Source organism: Streptomyces sp. NPDC031670, from assembly GCF_055580545.1.
The window spans coordinates 90,950-108,589 of the sequence record NZ_JBVILC010000004.1 but is presented as its reverse complement, the minus strand read 5'-3'; the positions used below and the strand labels follow the sequence as shown (position 1 = coordinate 108,589).

12 protein-coding genes and 1 pseudogene are annotated in these 17,640 nt (G+C 73.6%); 12 read left to right on the top strand and 1 reads right to left on the bottom strand.

Translation table 11 applies throughout. The features are described from left to right. The first annotated feature begins 5 nt into the window (after nucleotides 1–5). From ACZ5ID_RS09985 to ACZ5ID_RS09945, 9 genes are all read left to right on the top strand, one after another. Nucleotides 6–785, top strand: coding sequence for a nucleotidyltransferase family protein (locus ACZ5ID_RS09985; RefSeq protein ID WP_468895337.1), 780 nt, complete (start codon nucleotides 6–8; stop codon nucleotides 783–785). Beyond that, the gene (locus ACZ5ID_RS09980; protein WP_468895334.1) at nucleotides 782–1,933 is read left to right on the top strand and encodes a DegT/DnrJ/EryC1/StrS family aminotransferase; all 1,152 of its coding nucleotides are present in this window, start codon (nucleotides 782–784) and stop codon (nucleotides 1,931–1,933) included. The genes ACZ5ID_RS09985 and ACZ5ID_RS09980 overlap by 4 nt, the downstream gene beginning before the upstream one ends. Further along, a complete protein-coding gene (locus tag ACZ5ID_RS09975; RefSeq protein ID WP_468895331.1) occupies nucleotides 1,915–3,849 on the top strand; it encodes a beta-galactosidase trimerization domain-containing protein in 1,935 nt (644 codons plus the stop codon). The genes ACZ5ID_RS09980 and ACZ5ID_RS09975 overlap by 19 nt, the downstream gene beginning before the upstream one ends. Beyond that, nucleotides 3,846–4,709 carry an amidohydrolase family protein gene (locus tag ACZ5ID_RS09970; RefSeq protein ID WP_468895328.1) on the top strand — a complete coding sequence of 288 codons (864 nt, stop codon included), beginning with the start codon at nucleotides 3,846–3,848 and terminating at the stop codon, nucleotides 4,707–4,709. Before ACZ5ID_RS09975 ends, ACZ5ID_RS09970 begins: the two co-directional genes overlap by 4 nt. A gap of 7 nt (nucleotides 4,710–4,716) precedes the next feature. Then, the gene (locus tag ACZ5ID_RS09965) at nucleotides 4,717–5,532 is read left to right on the top strand and encodes a class I SAM-dependent methyltransferase (RefSeq protein ID WP_468895325.1); all 816 of its coding nucleotides are present in this window, start codon (nucleotides 4,717–4,719) and stop codon (nucleotides 5,530–5,532) included. Next, complete coding sequence (locus tag ACZ5ID_RS09960; RefSeq protein WP_468895322.1) at nucleotides 5,529–6,899, top strand: condensation domain-containing protein; 1,371 nt, start codon at nucleotides 5,529–5,531, stop codon at nucleotides 6,897–6,899. Before ACZ5ID_RS09965 ends, ACZ5ID_RS09960 begins: the two co-directional genes overlap by 4 nt. Then, a complete protein-coding gene (locus tag ACZ5ID_RS09955; protein WP_468895319.1) occupies nucleotides 6,896–7,942 on the top strand; it encodes an alcohol dehydrogenase family protein in 1,047 nt (348 codons plus the stop codon). The genes ACZ5ID_RS09960 and ACZ5ID_RS09955 overlap by 4 nt, the downstream gene beginning before the upstream one ends. Then, nucleotides 7,939–11,256, top strand: a complete 3,318-nt coding sequence (locus tag ACZ5ID_RS09950) for an amino acid adenylation domain-containing protein (RefSeq protein ID WP_468895316.1) — start codon at nucleotides 7,939–7,941, stop codon at nucleotides 11,254–11,256. Before ACZ5ID_RS09955 ends, ACZ5ID_RS09950 begins: the two co-directional genes overlap by 4 nt. A 160-nt stretch (nucleotides 11,257–11,416) precedes the next feature. Beyond that, a complete protein-coding gene (locus tag ACZ5ID_RS09945) occupies nucleotides 11,417–11,776 on the top strand; it encodes a phosphopantetheine-binding protein (RefSeq protein ID WP_468895314.1) in 360 nt (119 codons plus the stop codon). 28 nt (nucleotides 11,777–11,804) lie between these two features. Here the strand turns inward: ACZ5ID_RS09945 and ACZ5ID_RS09940 are convergent, their stop codons facing one another. Next, the gene (locus ACZ5ID_RS09940) at nucleotides 11,805–12,749 is read right to left on the bottom strand and encodes an alpha/beta hydrolase family protein (protein ID WP_468895311.1); all 945 of its coding nucleotides are present in this window, start codon (nucleotides 12,747–12,749) and stop codon (nucleotides 11,805–11,807) included. 158 nt (nucleotides 12,750–12,907) lie between these two features. On the opposite strand from ACZ5ID_RS09940, the gene ACZ5ID_RS09935 reads away from it, so the two are divergent. From ACZ5ID_RS09935 to ACZ5ID_RS09925, 3 genes and pseudogenes are all read left to right on the top strand, one after another. Continuing rightward, nucleotides 12,908–13,522 carry a TetR/AcrR family transcriptional regulator gene (locus ACZ5ID_RS09935; RefSeq protein ID WP_468895308.1) on the top strand — a complete coding sequence of 205 codons (615 nt, stop codon included), beginning with the start codon at nucleotides 12,908–12,910 and terminating at the stop codon, nucleotides 13,520–13,522. 4 nt (nucleotides 13,523–13,526) lie between these two features. Beyond that, nucleotides 13,527–13,805 (top strand): annotated as a pseudogene (locus tag ACZ5ID_RS09930) (dihydrofolate reductase family protein); the annotation flags it as partial. A gap of 198 nt (nucleotides 13,806–14,003) precedes the next feature. Continuing rightward, a complete protein-coding gene (locus tag ACZ5ID_RS09925; protein ID WP_468895305.1) occupies nucleotides 14,004–17,585 on the top strand; it encodes a glycosyltransferase in 3,582 nt (1,193 codons plus the stop codon). The last annotated feature ends 55 nt before the right edge of the window (nucleotides 17,586–17,640 follow it).

The window sequence follows — 17,640 nt, the reverse complement described above, 5'->3', positions numbered from 1 at the left end:
GTCCCGTGAAAGCAGTCATACTGGCCGGCGGCGAGGGGCGGCGCCTGAGGCCCGCCACCTTCACCGTCCCCAAACCCCTCATCGAGGTCGACGGCACCCCGATCCTGCACATCATCCTCCGACAGCTCCAGAGCGCCGGATTCACCGAAGTCACGCTTTCGCTGGGCTACCGCGCCCAGCTGATCGAGGCCAGCTTCGACGACCCCCGCTGGACGGGCCTCGACCTGCGCTTCTCCCTGGAGCACGAACCGCTGGGCACCGCGGGACCGCTGGGCCTGCTCCCTCCCCTGGAGGACTCCACCCTGGTGATGAACGCGGACCTGCTCACCGACATCGACTTCGCCGACCTGTGGAGGCGGCACAAGAAGTCCGAGGCGGCGGCGACGATCGCCCTGGTCCCGCGCCATGTCGACCTCGCCCACGGCGTGGTGGAGGTCGACGGCGAGAACCGGGTGGCCCGCTTCCGGGAGAAACCGCGCATGAGCTTCCTCGCCAGCACCGGCATCTACGTCCTGGAACCCTCGGTCCCGCGCCTGCTGCCCCCGCGTACCCGCTACGACATGCCGGCCCTGCTCACGGACGCCGCCGCCCGGGGCGCCCGCGTCGAGGGCCAGGTCCTCGACGCCGCCTGGCACGACATCGGCACCCCCGCGCAGCTCGCCGCCGCCGACGCCGCGCTCCGCGCCGACCGGGCGCGCTATCTGGGCGCCCTCGGACAGAGCGGCGCCCCCACGACGGGCACCGGCACCCCGACGGACGCCACGCAGCAGGCGGTGCGCCGATGACCGACTGGAAGATCCCCCTGTACGCCCCGTGCACCGGCGAGGCCGAGGCCCGCGCCGTAGCCGAGGTCCTGCGCGCCAACTGGCTGTCCGTGGGCCCGGTGACCGAGGACTTCGAGAAGCGCTACGCGACCGCGCTGGAGGTCGAGGACGCGGTCGCGGTCAGCAGCGGGACCGCGGCGCTGCACCTGGCCGTCCTCGCCCTGGGGATCGGTCCCGGCGACGAGGTCGTCCTGCCGTCGCTCAGCTTCGTCTCGGCCGCCGCCGTGGTCGCCCTGTGCGGGGCCACCCCGGTGTTCGCCGAGGTGAAGGGCGCCCATGACCTCGGCGTGGACCCGGCGGACGTGGCCGCCCGGATCACCCCCCGCACCCGTGCCGTGGTGGCCGTGCACTACGGCGGCCACGCGGCCGACCTGCCGGCCCTGACGACGCTGGCCCGGCGGCACGGCCTGGCCCTCATCGAGGACGCGGCGCACGCCCCGGCCGCCAGGACCGCGCACGGCGTCCTGGGCACGGTCGGTGACATCGGCTGCTTCAGCTTCTTCGCGACCAAGAACCTGGCCATGGGGGAGGGCGGCGCCGTCGTCGCCCGCGATCCCGAGGTGCGCGCCCGGATCAGACGGCTGCGCTCGCACGCGCTGACCGTGGGTGCCGAGCAGCGCCACCGAGGCGGCCCCTCGGGTTACGACGTGGACGGGTTCGGTCTCAACTACCGTCCCACCGAGATCGCCTGCGCACTCGGACGCGTCCAGCTGGAGGCACTGGCGGAGCGCCGCGTCGTACGCCAGGAGGCGGTGCGGTCCTATCGCGCGCTGTTGTCGGGGCTGCCCGGTCTCGAAGTGCCCTATGCGGACCAGCCGGTGGAGGAGGGCGCGCACCACCTGTTCCCGGTCGTGCTGCCCGACGGCCTCGACCGGGAGGACCTTCAGACGGGGCTGCGGGCGGCCGGGGTCCAGAGCGGTGTGCACTATCCGCCCACCCACCTGTTCACCGCCTACCGCGAGCGGTACGGCACGCGCCCCGGCAGCCTCCCGGTCACCGAGAGCGTCGCCGCGCGCCAGTTGTCGCTGCCGCTGCACGCCGCGATCGGGCTCGGGGACGTGCGCCGGGTGGCCGAGGCGGTGAGCCGGGCATGGGCGACGCGGCGGTGAGCACCCCTGGCGGCACCCGGCTCGTCGAGGGAGTGCCGCACCGCGACGGACGCCCCCTGTTCTGCCTGGGCGTCAACTACTTTCCCTCCCGGACGGGCTGCGACTTCTGGCGGGACTGGGACCCGGAAATCCTGGACGCCGACTTCGCCCGGATGGCCGCGCTCGGCTTCAACACCGTACGGATCTTCGTCTTCTGGGCGGATTTCGAGCCCGCCGAGGGTGTGTACGACCCGAGGATGACCGGGCGGCTGCGCGAGCTGGCGGCCCTGGCACGGGGGCACGGACTGCTGTGTCTGCCCTCGCTGCTGACCATCTGGATGAACGGACAGCTCTTCGACCCGCCCTGGCGGGACGGCCGGGACCTGTGGCGCGATCCGGCGATGGTGGAGCGGCAGCGCGCCTTCGTCGCACACATCGCGGGCGCGCTGCGCGACGCGCCCAACATCCTCGCCTACGACATCGGCGACGAGATCCTCCATGTCGACCCGGTCGCGTCCGGCTCGCTGGGCGCCCACGAGGTACGGGCGTGGTGGGCCGGCCTCGCCGAGGCGATCCGGGCGGCCGACCCGGGGGCGCTGGTCCTCCAGGCCAACGAGGGCTCGGCGGTCTTCGGCGACCACGCCTTCCGGCCCGAGTACGCCCGGCCGCTGGACCTCGTCGCGCTGCACGGCTTCCCGCTGTGGACCCCTTTCCACATCGAGTCGGCCGCCGCCGTGAAGGCCACCGCCTATCTGCCCTATCTGGTGCGGCGTGGCCGGGCGCACGGCCCGGTGCTCGTGGACGAGATGGGCAGCTACGGCTGTGACGAGGCAACCGCCGCCCACTATCTGCGCGCGGCGGCCCACAGCGCCTTCGCCGCGGGGGCCGTCGGCATCGTCGTGTGGTGCTGGCAGGACTTCACCTCCGAGAGCAAGCCGTACGCGCTGCGGCCCGGCGAACGCTTCGTGGGGCTGCTGGACATGGACGGCCGCGAGAAACCCGCCATGGACGCCTTCCGCGGCTTCGCCCGCCGGGTGAGCGGAGAACTCGCCGGTTTCCGCCCCGTGCCCGGCCGGGTGGGTGTGTTCCTGCCCGAGCGGGCCCCGGAGCACGACGGCGGCTACCTGGCGTCGGAGGCGGACACCGAGGCCGCCGCCTTCTACACCCACTGTCTGCTCCAACAGGCCGATCTGCCCTACGAGTTCACCGGCACCGAGGACCTGGAACGGTACGCCATGGTGATCTGCCCCTCCGTACGGCCGCTGCCGCTGGCCGCGCAACGGCGGCTGGGGGAGTACACCGTCGCGGGCGGGGTCCTGCTGTACTCGACCGGCGATCTCCTGGGCCCGGCCGGTCTGGAAGAGCTCTTCGGCGTACGGATCCGCGACTTCACCCTCGACGCGACCGAACAGGACAGCTTCACCTGGGCCGACACCCCCTTCCCGGTGCACTGGCCCGCCGGGCGGATCCCCGTGGTCGACAGCACGATCGCGGAGACGCTCGCCCGCTACCCCAACGGCGCGCCCGCACTGACCCGGCAGCAACGGGGCAGCGGAGTCGCCTACTTCCTCAACGCCCCGCTGGAGGCGCTGCTGAACGCCCCCTACCGGCTCCAGGAGACGCCCTGGCACCGGCTGTACGCGGCGATCGGGGAGAAGGAGGGGATACGGCCGGAGGTGTCCGCCGACGAGCCGCTGGTGGAGACCACCGTCCTGGCACGCGGCGACGAACGCTGCGCCGTGGTCGTCAACCACGCCACCACGCCCGTGACGACGACCGTGTACCGCACGTCCCCCTCCGGCGACGCGCGGGCGGTACGGCACCTGAGCCTGGAGCCCAAGGGCGTCGCCCTCGTGCGCTTCCCCGAAGCCGAAGCCGAAGCCGAAACCCGGGACCGCGCCGCGGTCCCCGGCGGCAGGCAGGAGGGCCGGCAGTGATCATCGACTCCCATGTCCACGCCGGCGAGTACTACCGCCACTTCACCGCCCGCTTCGCCGACCAGATGATGGCCACCACCGGACTGCCCCCCGAGGCGCTGTCCGCCCCGGAGGACAAGCTCCTCGCCGAGATGGACGCCGCCGGGGTCGACCACGCCTTCCTGCTCGCCTTCGACGTACGGCGCGTCGAGGGGTTCTCGGTACCCAACACCTTCGTCGCCGAGCTGTGCGCCCGCCATCCCCGGCGGTTCACCGGCTTCGCCTCCGTCGACGCCGGCCGCCCGGGCGCGGCCGACGAACTGCGGCACGCGGTGACCGTACTGGGCCTGCGCGGACTGAAGATCGCCCCCTGCTACCTGCGCATGTCCCCGGCGGACCCCCGCTGGTTCGAGGTGTACGAGCTGGCCCAGGAACTGGACATCCCGGTCCTCGTACACACCGGTTACACCCCCGCGAAGAACGCCGACGCCCGCTTCTTCTCGCCCCTGCTGCTGGAGCCGGTCGCGCGCCGGTTCCCGCGACTGCGCCTGATCCTGGCGCATCTGGGCACCCCGTGGACGACCCCGTGCATCGACCTGCTGGCCCGCCACCCCCACCTGTACGCGGACCTGTCGATCTTCGGCTCCTACCAGTCGCCCCGGACGGTGGCGGCGGCGCTCGCCCACGCCCGCGCGCGGGGAGTGCTGGACCGTCTGCTGTGGGGCACCGACTTCCCCTTCGCCACCATGTCCGCCGCCGTGGCCCGGATGGCGCGACTCACCACCGACGCCACGGCGTGGCCGTCGGACAGCTCCCCCCTGACACCAGACGAACACCGGGCGGTCATGGGCGGCACCGCCGCCCGACTGACCCAGAAATGAGGAGACGGTGGCCTTCATCCAGGGATACGAATTCGACGCCATGTCGCGCCGCCCGCTGTACGGGGACGTGACCCAGCGGCTCGTCGACCTGTGCGCGTGCGCCCCCGGCAGCGTCGTCGCGGACGTCGGCTGCGGCTCCGGCCGGGCCACCGAGCTGCTGCTCGAACGCTTCCCGCAGCTCGGCTCAGTCGTGGGCATCGACCCCTCCGCCCACGAACTGGCCCTGGCCGAGGAACGGCTGCGCGACAACCCCCGGGCCCGTTTCGTCACCGGCCGGGCCCAGGACGTGGGCGCCCTCGTCGGGCCGGTGGACGCCGTGGTGCTCAGCAACGTCATGCACCAGATCCCCCGGAACGAGCGCCCCTCGGTGCTGCGCGGCTGCCACGAGCTGCTCGCGCCCGGCGGCAGGCTCGCCCTGAACACCCTGTTCTACGAGGGTGCCGTGCTGCCCGAGAGCCGCCGCTTCTACGCCGCGTGGCTGCACGCGACCCGCGTCTGGCTGCGCCGCCACGGCGGTGACCTCGTCCTTGAGCGCGAGGCCCCCGTCGCCCTGGAGACACTGACCCCCGCCGACCACGAAGCCCTCATGACCGAGGCGGGCTTCGCCTCCGTCACCTCCGAGGAGGACGTCTACCCGTGGACCCTGGAGGACTGGCAGGCCCTGTGCGGCTACTCGGTCTTCGTCGAGGGCGCCACCGGGCTCACGGACGTCGAGCTCGGCTCCCGGGCGCTGACCGCCGCCCTGCACACCGTCTTCCGCGACCTGGGACTGAGTCAGGTGCCCCGGCGCTGGCTGTTCGTCCACGGCACGAGGCAGCGGTGATCGCGGCGACCCGGCACGCGGTGGGCGCCGCCACCGGCCCCCTCTCCCAAGCCCAACTGGGCATGTGGTTCCTGGAACGGCGCGCGGGGACGACGCTGTACGCCGAACCGATGACCTTCCGTCTGACCGGCGAGGTGGACGTGCGCGCCCTGCACGCCGCCGTCGAGGAGGTGGTACGCCGCCACGACGCCCTGCGCACCCGCTTCACCGTGGTCGACGGGGCGCCGCGCCAGTACGTCGTCCGCGACGCGAGGGTGCCGCTGGCCCGGGTCGACCTGGCGTATCTGCCCCCCGACCAGCGCCACCGGCGCGCCGAGCGGCTGCTGCGCGCCGAACTCGGCCGCCCCATCGACCTGGCCGCGGGCCCGCTGGCGCGGGCCACGCTGATCCGGCTCGCCCCGCACGACCATCTCTTCCGCCTCACCCTGCACCATCTCGTCTGCGACGCCTGGTCCTGGTGGATGGTCGTCCTGCGCGAGCTGGAGGAGCTCTACGCCCGACGCGTCGGCGGCGTACCGGGACCCCTGGAGCCGGTCGGCACCCACTACGCGGACTTCGTCGACTGGCAGGAGCGCTGGCTGAACAGCCCCGCGCACACCCGGCAGGCCGACCACTGGCGCCGGGCCCTCGCCGGGGTCACCCCGCTGCCCGAACTCACCCTGGCGACCACCACCGCGCCGGTACCCCACACCGCGAGCGCGACCGAGTGGACGGCCTTCCCGCAACCGCTCCACGACCGGCTTCGCGCCCTCGGCCGCCGCGAACACGTCACCCTGTACATGCTGCTGCTGACCGCCTTCGCACGGGTGCTGCGCCGCCATGTGCCGGGCGACGACATCCTGGTCGGCACCCGCGGCGGTTTCCGCAGCAGACCCGAGTTCGAGAAGACCGTCGGCCTGTTCGTCAACATGCTCCCCATCCGCACCCGCGTCGCCGAAGACACCGGGTTCCACGAGCTGCTGCCCCAGGTGCGCGACACCCTCCTCGGCACCTACCTCAACCGGGACCTGCCCTTCGAACGCCTCGTGGCGGAGCTCGGCCTGCGCCGCACGGGCGCGCGCCCGGTGATCAACGTATGCGTCTCCTTCCAGACCACCCCCGAGGTCATGCCGCGACTGCCGGGCCTGGAGGTCACGTTGGTCAACCACGACCCGTACTCGCCCTTCGACCTCGATCTCGGCTTCTACACCGAGGACGGCGGCCTGCGCGCCCTGATGATCTACAACCCGGTCCGGTACACCCCCGAAGCGGTCCGCCACCTGCTCGACGCGCTGAGCCGGGAGCTGTGGGACGCCACCCAACACGCGGGCACGCACCGCACGGCCGGGCCCGTCCGCCCCCACGACGCGAAGGAGACCACCGCATGAGGGCTTTGCAGTGGCAGGGCGCCCACCGGGTGGCCCTGTCCGACGACGTGCCGCCGCCGCGCGTCGAGGCCCCGGACGACGCGGTCGTACGGGTCGTCACCAGCGCGATCTGCGGCACCGACCTGCATCCCTACCGGGGCGAGATCTCCTCCTTCTCCCCGGGCACCGTCACCGGCCACGAGTTCACCGGAGTCGTCGAGGCAGTCGGCCCCGAGGTGCGCGGCCTGCGGGTCGGACAGCGGGTCCTCGCCTCGGACATCATCGCCTGTGGCCGCTGCTGGTGGTGCCGGCACGGCGGCCACTACCAGTGCGAGCAGGTCGGACTGTTCGGCTACGACACGGTGGTGGGTGCGCGCCCGGTCGCGGGCGGCCACGCCGAGTTCGTCCGCGTCCCCTTCGCCGACACGGTCCTCTTCCCGGTCCCCGACGACGTCCCCGACGAGCGCGCGCTGCTCATCGGGGACGCGCTGGCCACCGGGTACGCCTGCGCCCTCGGCGGCCAGGTGCGGCCCGGCGACACCGTCGCGGTGATCGGCTGCGGCGCGGTGGGCCTGCTGGCCGCCGAGGCAGCCCGGCTCCTGGGAGCCGCCCGTGTCCTGGCCGTCGACCCCGTGGCCGCCCGCCGCGACGCGGCCACCGGGCGCGGCGCCGAGGCCCTGGCCCCCGGAGACGGCCTCCCGGGGCGGATACGCGAGCTGACGGGCGGACGCGGCGCCGACGCCGTGCTGGAGGCGGTCGGGACGGACGCCGCCCTGCTGAGCGCCCTGGAGATCGTGCGACCGCGCGGTGTGGTGTGCGCGGTCGGCGCCCACGCGTCCACCGCGATGCCGCTGCCGACCATCACCGCCTTCGCCAAGGAGGTGACCCTGCGGTTCGCCGTCGGCAACCCCATCGCCACCCGTGAGCCGCTGATGGAGCTCGTTCGCCAGGGCCGTATCGACCCCTCCTTCGTCATCACCCACCGCCTGCCGCTCGCCGAAGCCCCCGAGGCCTTCCGGCTGTTCGACGCGGGCGAGGCCATCAAGGTGGTGCTCCTCCCGTGACCACCCGCCGCCTCGCCCCACCGGCACACCCGGCCGCCCCGGACCCGCTCACCGGTGCCGTACACCGTCTCGTCGAGGAGCGGGCGGCGCGCACACCGAACGCCGACGCCGTGCTGTGCGGCACCGAACGCCTCAGCTATGCCCGGTTGGACCAGCGGGCCGAGCGTCTCGCCCGCCGGCTGCGCCACCACGGGGTGGGCCCCGAGGTCCCGGTGGGGGTGCATCTGACGCGCTCGCCCGAGCTGGCCGTGGCCTGCCTGGCGGTGCTCAAGGCGGGCGGCGCCTGCGTCCCGCTGGACCCCGCCCATCCGCCCGGCCGGCTGGCCCAGGCCCTGCACGACGCGGGCGCCCCGCTGGTCCTGAGCCGGCGGGCACTGGCGCGGGGCCTGGGCCCGCACACGGCGACCGTCCTGTACGTGGACCCGGAGAGCGCCGACCCGGCGGCACCGGAGCCCCGCGCCGGCGAACGCCCCGCGGCACCGGAGTCCCACGCCAACGGTCGCCTGGCAGCACCGGGGCCCCACACCGACGAACACCCGGCGCCCCCGCCCCAGCCGGGCACCCATCCGTCGCGGGACACCGCCCCACGGTGGCCCGCCGACGCCGGATCGCCCCCTCACCCGCCCCTCGCGCGCCGTCTCGCGTGGATCGCGTACACCTCGGGATCCACCGGCCGGCCCAAGCCCGTGGGCCTCGAACACGGGCCGCTCACCAACCTCGCCGTGCAGATCGGCCGCCGTCTGGACCTGGGCCCCGACGACCGCGTCCTGCAGTTCGCCTCCCCCGGCTTCTCCGTCGCCGCCGAGGAGATGTTCTCGACCTGGGCCGCCGGAGCCTGTCTCGTCATGGACCCGGACGACGCCCTCGCCGACAGCGCGGGCCTGCGTACCGCCGTCGACACCTACGCCGTCACCGTCCTCCAGCTCACCCCGACCCTCTGGTACGAGTGGCTGCGCGAGCTGAGCCGGGACGGCACCCTGCGCCCGCCCGCCTCGCTGCGGCTGCTCGTGGTGGGCAGCGAGCAGGCCGCGCCCGACCGGGCGGCGGACTGGCTGGCCGCCGGGGTGCGCCTGGTGCACGAGTACGGCGCCACCGAGGGCACGGTCTCCCAACTGCTGTACGAACCCGACGTCTCCCCGGACGAGTTGCGGACCTGGACGCGGCTGCCCGTCGGCACCCCGCTGCCCGGCGTACGCGTCCACATCCTCGACCCCGGGGGCCGGCCGGTGGCCCCGGGCGAGCCCGGCGAGCTCCACCTCGCCGGAGAGACGCTGGCGCGCGGCTATGTGGGGCAGCCCGAGCTCACCGCCGAGCGCTTCCCGCCCGATCCGTTCACCGACCGGCCAGGCGCGCGCATGTACCGCACGGGCGACCTCGCCCGGGAGCGCGCCGACGGCAACATCGAGTTCCTGGGGCGCGTCGACCACCAGATCACCCTGCGGGGCGTACGCATCGAACCGGGCGAGATCGAGGCGGCGATCGGCCGCTACCCGGGCGTCACCGAGAGCGCCGTGCTGGCCCGCACCACCGCACGGGGGGACGACCAGCTCTGTGCCTGTGTGGTCTGGCACCACGGGCGCGACGAAGCCGGGCTGCGCGCCCATCTGCGCGCCACGCTGCCGCCCGCACTCGTCCCCGCCCGTCTGACGGCCCTGCCCGACCTGCCGCGTACCGCCCACGGCAAGGTGGACCGTCGGGCGCTGCGGGCCATGCCCTGGGACGGTGACCCTGCCGGCCCGCCGGGGGACACCCCGAGGACCGCGCTGGAGGCCGCCCTCGCCGCGCTCTGGGCGTGGGCGCTCGACGTGCCGTTGATCGGCCTCGACGACAGCCTCTTCGACCGGGGCGGCGACTCCCTGACGGCCACCCGGCTGGCGGCCCATCTGCGCGAGGTCCTGGGAGCGGACGTACGGCAGCGGACCGTGTTCGACGCGCCGACCGTACGGGCGATGGCCGACGTGATCTCGCGCCGCCGCCACGGCACGCCCGCCGACGGCCCGGTGAAGGCGGCGGACACGGGCGCCGAGTCCCCGCTGTCATCGGCGCAGTGGCGCATGTGGCTGCACCACCGCCGGAACCCGGCGAGCGCCGCGTACCACGAGCCGGTGGCGCTGCGTCTGCGCGGCCCGCTCGACCCCGGCCACCTCCTGCGGGCACTTCGGCGGACGGTGGGACGGCACGCCGCCCTGCGCGCCACCATCGCCACCACGGCGAGCGGGCCCGTCCAGCGGACAGCGCCGCCCGCCACCGCCGAGGCCTTCCCTCTGGACCGCCGGGATCTGGGCGGCCACTCCGAAGGCGAACTGGAGCGGGTCCTCCAGGAGTTGGCCTCCGTGCCGTTCGACCTGCGGCGCGGCCCGCTCGTCCGCGCGCATCTGCTGCGGGTCGCCGCCGACGACCACGTCCTGGTGCTGGTCCTGCACCACATCGTCTTCGACGGATGGTCGATGGACGTGCTCTTCCGGGACCTGGCGGCGTTCCACGACGAGGCCGTGACCGGAGTCGCCGCGGCGCTGCCGCCGCTGCCCTCCCTGCCGCCGAGCAGTGTGCCGCCACCCGGAGACGACCCGGGCGCCGAACGCCGGACGCGCGAGCAGCGCGCCTACTGGGAGCGGCAGTTGGCGGGGGCACCGCCCGTGACCCGGCTGCCGGCCGGCCCTCCCACGGGCCGGCAGGGCACGGTGCGCTGCCCGTTCGCGGTCCCGGCCGGCTCCGCCGCACGGCTGCGGGAGCTGGCCGTGGAGGAGGGCGCCACCCCGTTCATGGTGCTGCTCGCCGTCTTCACGGCGCTCGTCCACCGCCGCTCCGGCACCCGGGACATCGTGGTGGGCACACTGCTGGCGGGCCGCGACAGCCCGGACACCGCCGACCGGATCGGCCTGTTCACGCATACCGTTCCGCTGCGCACCCAGGTGCCCGAGGGCACCACCTTCCGCCGGCTCGTGCAACGGGTGCGCGAGACGGTTCTGGGCGCGGTGGCCGCACAGGACGTCCCGTTCGAGCACATCGTGGCGCACCTCGCCCCACCCCGCGACCCCCGGCACAACCCCGTGTTCCAGATGGTGTTCTGCCACGGCGCCGCGTCCGCCCCCGCCCCGCGCCTGCGCGGCCTGAGCGTGACACCCGTGGAGGTCGCCGTGCCGTACGCCAAGTTCGACGTCACCGTCATGGTGGAGGAGGACCGGCAGGGCGGATTCACCATCGACCTCGCCTACGATCGCGCGCTGTACGACGAGACGACCGCTCACCAGCACACCGCCGCGTTCCGGGCCCTGCTGGAGGCCGTGGCGGACCGGCCGGACGCGGTGGTGTGAATGAGGAGGCCTGCCGCGAGAGCGCGCGCCCCATAACGCCCCTCTGCCCGTACGAGTTCCCTTCGACGGCCGCCCGCCGGTGCGGCCCCTCCGTAACGGAGCCGCCCCGCCGGCCGGCGGCCCGGCCCGCACAGACGCCATCCGACCCCCTGGGGGAGACGTGTCCACAGAATCGACCGCCCGTACCGCTGAGTCCCTGGCCGCAGCCGCCACCCCGAACGCCGACGCGCCCCCGACAACCGAGGCCGTGTCGGTGCGGGTGGCCGACTCGGTTCGCCGGATCTGGGCCGAACTCCTGCAGATCGACGCCGAAACCATCGACATCCGCCGCAGCGACTTCTTCGAGCTCGGCGGCTACTCGCTGCTCGCCCTCCAGGCCATCGGCAGGCTGCTGGAGGAGCGCGGCCTCGACGAGTTCGAGGCGGCGGAGCTGGAGGGCGCGCTGCTCAACCGGCTCTTCGAGGATCCCACGGCTCTGGCCCAGGCGGAGTGCTTGCTGTCCTCTTCGGCCGACGGCTGACCGGCCGGGCCAAGGATACCTCCGCCCCTTACTTGGATTCGATCCGGCCCACGGGACCGGCGGCGGTCGCCAGCGCGTCTTTCGCCGCCGGCCAGGCGGGGTCCCCGGGATACAGCTCGCTGCGCAGATAGGCGGAGGTGAGCCGGGCGACCCAGGCGACCCGCTCGGGGTTCTCGTCCGTGGTCTCGGCGACGTCGTATCCGGAGATCCCGCCGAGGCCGTGCCCCGCGTCGAACAGGGTGAGCAGGGATTTGGGCCCCGGGGCGAGGAGGTAGGGGTCGGCGTGCCAGTCCGGGCCCCGGACCGTCAGGAAGGCGGAGTCGTCCTGGTCGCCGGCGACCACGAGCGCGGGCGTCGTCATCCCCGAGAAGTCCGTGGTCAGGAAGAAGGAGTAGTTGTCGACGGTGAACTCGGTGAGGGCGTCACCGCCCCGGCCGGGAGCGGCGAGGAGCACACCCGCCTTGATCCGGCGGTCGGACAGGTCCACTTCCGTTCCGTCGTGCGGATCGGTGAGCCGGGCGCCGAGCAGCAGGCTCGCGGTGTGCCCGCCCATCGAGTGCCCCGCGACGGCGACCCTGTTCGGGTCGAGGCGGCCGGCGAGCTGGGGGACGGAGGCCTCGATCTCGTCGAGTCGGTCGAGGACGCGCGTCATGTCCTCGGCCCGGGTGCGCCAGTGCTCGTCGGACTCCAGGCTGAGCGTCCGGGAGTCCAGGTGGGTGGGCTGGATCACGACGAAGCCGTGTGCGGCCCAGTGGTCGGCGAGCGGGGCGTAACCGTTCAGTGAGGAGAGGTTGTTGGAGTGGCCGAGGCCGTGGGAGAGGAGGATGACCGGCAGCTCGCTCCCCGTCGTCGGGGCGGAGACGCGCAAGTGCAGGTCCACCGCGCGGCCGGGCGCCGGCAGCACCACCGGGCTGACGGAGAGGACCGGAGCGGGCGCGGGGGAGGTGGCGGTGGTGGAAGCGGGTTCACGCATGAGGAGCATGCCCTTCGATGGCTCCTGCCGCCGGTCGCGTACGACCGGCGGGCAGGTACGGCGGAGTGCCGCGGTCAGCTATGCTGAAAGCGGATCGTTGTTCCACTTACGATACGGATCAGTGATCCGTTTAGTCAATGACCGGCGGAAGGTGAGACGTGCCCACTACAGCCCAGCCCGGCGGAACACCCGCCCGCAGCAAGCGGGCGGACGCGGTACGCAACCAGCGGACACTGCTCGACGCCGCCGCGGAGGTGTTCGTGACCTCCGGGATCGACGCGCCGATCCGGGAGATCGCGGCCCGTGCGGGGGTCGGACTGGGAACGCTCTACCGGCACTTCCCGACCCGGGCCGACCTCGTCGCCGCCGTCTACAGCCACCAGATCGAGGCGTGCGCCGAAGCCGGTCCGAAGCTGCTGGCCGAGGCCGGTTCCCCGTTCGAGGCGCTGCGCCGGTGGGTCGACCTCTTCGTCGACTTCCTGGTGACCAAGCACGGACTCGCCGACGCGTTGCGGTCCGACAGCGACCGCTTCGCCGCGCTGCACACCCGCTTCCTCGACCGTCTGATGCCCGTCTGCGCCGAACTGCTCGACGCCGCGGTCGATGCCGGTGAGATCAGGCCCGGCATGCGGCCCTACGAGCTGATGCGCGGCATCGGCAACCTCTGCGTCGGACGGGACGACGATCCCCGCTACGACCCCCGCCGGTTGATCGAACCGCTCCTCCAGGGACTGCGCAACCCCCACCCGGACGGGGACGCCGCCACCCGCTGACCCCACCACTGGTCTGCCCGACGCCGTCACCGCCGCGCGGGAGCGCGCCGAGGCGGCTTCGGCGGCCGGCGGCAGGGACCTCGACGTCGTCCTCATGGGCGGCGGCGCCACGATCGCCTCGGCGCTGGAGGCCGGACTGGTCGACGTGCTGTCGCTGCACCTCGCCCCCGTCGTACTGGGCGCCGGGACGCCCCTGTTCACCGGGGGAGCGCCGCGCTCGCTGGTGCGGCGAAGCGTGATCGCGACACCGTCCGCGACCCATCTGACCTACGACGTCCTCTGACGGGACGGCCCGGGGTGCACCGGGCGGGGCCGGGCCGGGGGGAGAGTTCCCGGCGAAGTGGCCCGAAGGCCACGCTATTTGGCCTAGGGTCGGACCCGTACCGACGGCCTTCCGCCCGCGGGGGAGCGGGTCGCGACGACGGCGGGGCGTGAGCGGTCGCGGGAGCTCGACTCGCCTGCCGGAACGAGGGGATCGGGCGTGAGCGGAGGCGAGGCGGACCGCCGGAGTACGGAGGTGGGGCGCCGCTACCTGGTGGCCCTCGGCGTCTCCGAGTACCACTCGCCCCGCCTGCCGGACCTTCCCCGCGCGGGCGCGGACGCGGAGCATGTGGCCGAACTGCTCGCGGGCTTCGGGTACCAGCGCGTCCTTTCCGGCCTCGGGAACGCGCCCACCACCGAGCAGCTGTGGTCCGGCCTGGCGCACTGGACGCGAGAGGCCCGGCTCGGGCCGGACGACGTGCTGGTCGTGTACTTCAACGGCCACGGCATCGGCGACGGCCAGCGTCTCCGTCTGCTCGCGTCGGACGGCGAACCGGGGCACGCTCTCACGGCGCCGGCCGCCGACGACCTCACCGCCCTGGTCGCGGAGAGCGGTGTGGGAAGCGCCCTGACCGTTCTCGACGTGTGTACGGGGCCGGAAGGTGCCCCCGCCTCGACCCCCTGGTGCCTGCCCCCTCTCCACGCGCGACTTCCCTACCGCGCCTATGACTTGATCCTGCACCGCCGGGACGCCGAGGACGACACGGGGTCCCTGGCGGACGCCTGGACGTACGCGCTCACCCACGCGAACGCCGGGATGCGGCAGCGCTACCTCCTCGTCACCGACGTGCTGCAGGGCATGCGAAACCACCTCGGGTCCCACGGGGCGACGGGCAAGGGGCCCCTCTATGCCGGACAGCGGACGGGAGGGACGGAATCCTTCTTCCCGAATCCCCGCTACGTACCGGATCTGCCGCCCGACGCCCTCGATCCCGTGGGTGTGGCCCGGCTGCGGCACAAGTACCGCGACCACTTCGAGCCGCGCGGCCGTGGCGTCGCGCACGCCGCCGAACCCGGTGACTTCTTCGTCGGCCGAACCGAAGCCCTGGCGCGGATCGCCTCCTGGGTGCGGGCGGCACCCGGCGCCGCGGTGCCGCCACTGGCTGTCGTGGGTGCGCCCGGCACCGGCAAGTCCGCCCTGCTCGGCCGCTTCCTGGCTCTGACCGACCCGGACAGCCCGGCGAGGATGAACACCGCGCCCGAGACGCTGCCGCCACCAGGTCTGGCCGTCATTCCGCTGAGCGGCCACGGTGTCAGCGGGCTTCAGTCCCTCTGCGAGGACCTGGCCGGCGCGCTGGGCCTGCGCCGGGGCTCGGGCGCGTCGGACGTACGACAGGCGTTGCGTGCCCGGACGGACCCCGTCGTCATCGTCCTCGACGGGCTGGACGAGATCGACCCGTCCTCGTACGACGCGAGGCTCGCCCATTTCGTCCGCACACTTGGCCGCGTTCCCGCGGTACGGCTCCTCGTCGGAACACGCGCGGACCGACTGGCGTCCCTGGGCCCGAACGTGCAGATCCTCGACCTCGACTCGTCCCGGTACCGCGACGACGACGCGCTGCACCAGGTCGCCCACCGCCTGGCCCGGGACCCCGGCCGGGCCGGAGAGGTCCTTGCGGAGATCAGGGAAGACGTCACCCGCGACGTGGAGCACTCCTTCCTGATGCTGCACCTGCTGGCGGCGGGTGCGCTGACAGCCGACGGCTTACCACCGGCCACCGGAGACCTGTCCTCGCTGTTTCAAGGTGTGCTCCAGGGACTCGGCCCCGACGAGGCCCGCACGCGGCGTCTGCTGTCGCCGCTCGCCCACGCGCAGGGAACGGGCCTTCCGTACGGGCTGTGGGCGCCCCTGGTGGAAGCCCTTACCGGCGAGGTGTGCGCGCCCGAGGAGCTCCGGCGGTTCCGCGACCGGGCGGACAGCCTCGTGGTCGACAGCCTCCGGCCCGACGGCACCCCCGTCCACCGGCTCTTCCATATCGCCCTCGCCGAGTACCTGCGGCCGTCCGCCGAGGAACGGGAACAGCAGCGGCGCATGGCCCGGGGACTGATCGCCCTGGTGCCGCGCACGGCCGACGGGCGGCGTGACTGGGCCGCGGCGGACCCGTACATCCTCGAACACCTCGCCACCCACGCCACGGCCGGCGGGATCCTGCGTGAAGTGGTGCGCGACAGCGTCTACTTGAGTCACGCGGTGCCCGGACCGCTGCTGCGGGCGCTCGCCGACAGCGCCGCCGTCGAGCCGGCCACCGCGGCGCCCGAGGACCAGGACCTGGGCACCGACACCGACACCGACACCGACGCCCGGCCGGCGGCGGACGAGGACCTGGGTGTCGACGGGCGGCCCGACGAGGGCATCGGCACGGATGAGGACGTCGGCACGGACGCCCACGCGGCCGAGGAAGAGGGCTTCGACGGCGACCATGACGGTGACTACGACGTCGAGGACGACTTCGAGTTCGACCCCGTCGACCTCACCGAACTCGCCGCCACCCGGATCCTGTCGGAGCGGCCCCGCGTCCTGGTCGTCGCCACCGAGTGGTCCTCGGGGCGCGGGGGCCTGAGCACCTTCAACCGCCACCTGTGCGTGGCGATGGCGACGGCCGGCGCCCAGGTCTTCTGCGTCGTGCTGGACGCCGACGCCTCGGAGGTGACCGACGCCAAGGAGAAGGGCGTCACCCTGCTCACCCACCCGGGCGCGCCGGGCGCCCCGGACTACGGGCGGCTCACCCGCCGGCCCACCCTCCCGCACGGCGTCCTGCCCGATCTGGTCATCGGGCACGCCCGCATCACCGGACCGGCCGCCGCCCATCTCACGGAGGACTTCTTCCCGCACGCCCGCCGGCTGCACTTCGTCCACATGGCACCCGACGAGATCGAATGGCACAAAATGGGGGACGGCGTCGACCGCGCGCGGCAGGCGGAGGAGCGTACCGAGATCGAACGCGAACTCGGGCGGACGGCCCACCGGGTGGTCGCGGTCGGCCCTGCCCTGAAACGCCGTTTCACCAACGAGCTCTGGGACTCCGACGTGCCCGAACCACTGCGCCTGGACCCGGGCTTCGACTCGCCCAGGTCCACCGCGGAGCCCGGCGCGGAAGCGCCGACCGCGTTCGCGCGCCGCAGACCCCCTCCGGCCGGGCTGCACAAGGTGCTGTTCGTCGGCCGTACCGAGGACGTCCGGCTCAAGGGCGTCGACCTCGCCGCCCGGGCCTGCGGAATGGTGCACGAACTGCGGGCCAGAACAGCGGGAGAGCCCATCGAACTGCTCGTGCGCGGCGCACCACCGGAGAAGGCGGACGAACAGCAGCAGCTCATCCGGGACTGGTCGGGCTGTCCCGGCCTGCGTGTGGTGGTACGCCCCTACTCCGCCGACCCGCGCAAACTGGAGTCCGACATGCTCCGCGCCGGACTGGTCGTGATGCCGTCCCGGTCCGAGGCCTTCGGTCTGGTCGGACAGGAGGCCATCCTGCGCGGTGTGCCGGTGCTCGTCAGCGACCAGAGCGGACTGGCACAGCTCCTGCGTGAACAACTCCGCGCCGACGCCGACCATTTGATCGTCCCTGTCACGGGCGACTACGAGGACGACACCCGGGAATGGGCCGCGCGGATCGAGAAGTGTCTGACCGGCCGCGACGAGGCGTTCGAACGGATGCATGCCGTACGCGATCGCCTGGCCGCCACGGTCACCTGGACAGCCGCCGCCCGCCGGGTCCTGGCCGAAGTCCGCCGCCCGGCCGGATGAGGCCGACGGGGCTGCCGTTCCGGGCGGCTCGCGGGCCGGGCGGACCCGGAACAGG

Coding starts and splice junctions, on each gene's coding strand:
- ACZ5ID_RS09980 (WP_468895334.1), top strand. CDS start 782: ATGACCGACTGGAAGATCCCCCTGTACGCCCCGTGCACCGGCGAGGCC.
- ACZ5ID_RS09975 (WP_468895331.1), top strand. CDS start 1,915: ATGGGCGACGCGGCGGTGAGCACCCCTGGCGGCACCCGGCTCGTCGAG.
- ACZ5ID_RS09955 (WP_468895319.1), top strand. CDS start 6,896: ATGAGGGCTTTGCAGTGGCAGGGCGCCCACCGGGTGGCCCTGTCCGAC.
- ACZ5ID_RS09940 (WP_468895311.1), bottom strand. CDS start 12,749: ATGCGTGAACCCGCTTCCACCACCGCCACCTCCCCCGCGCCCGCTCCG.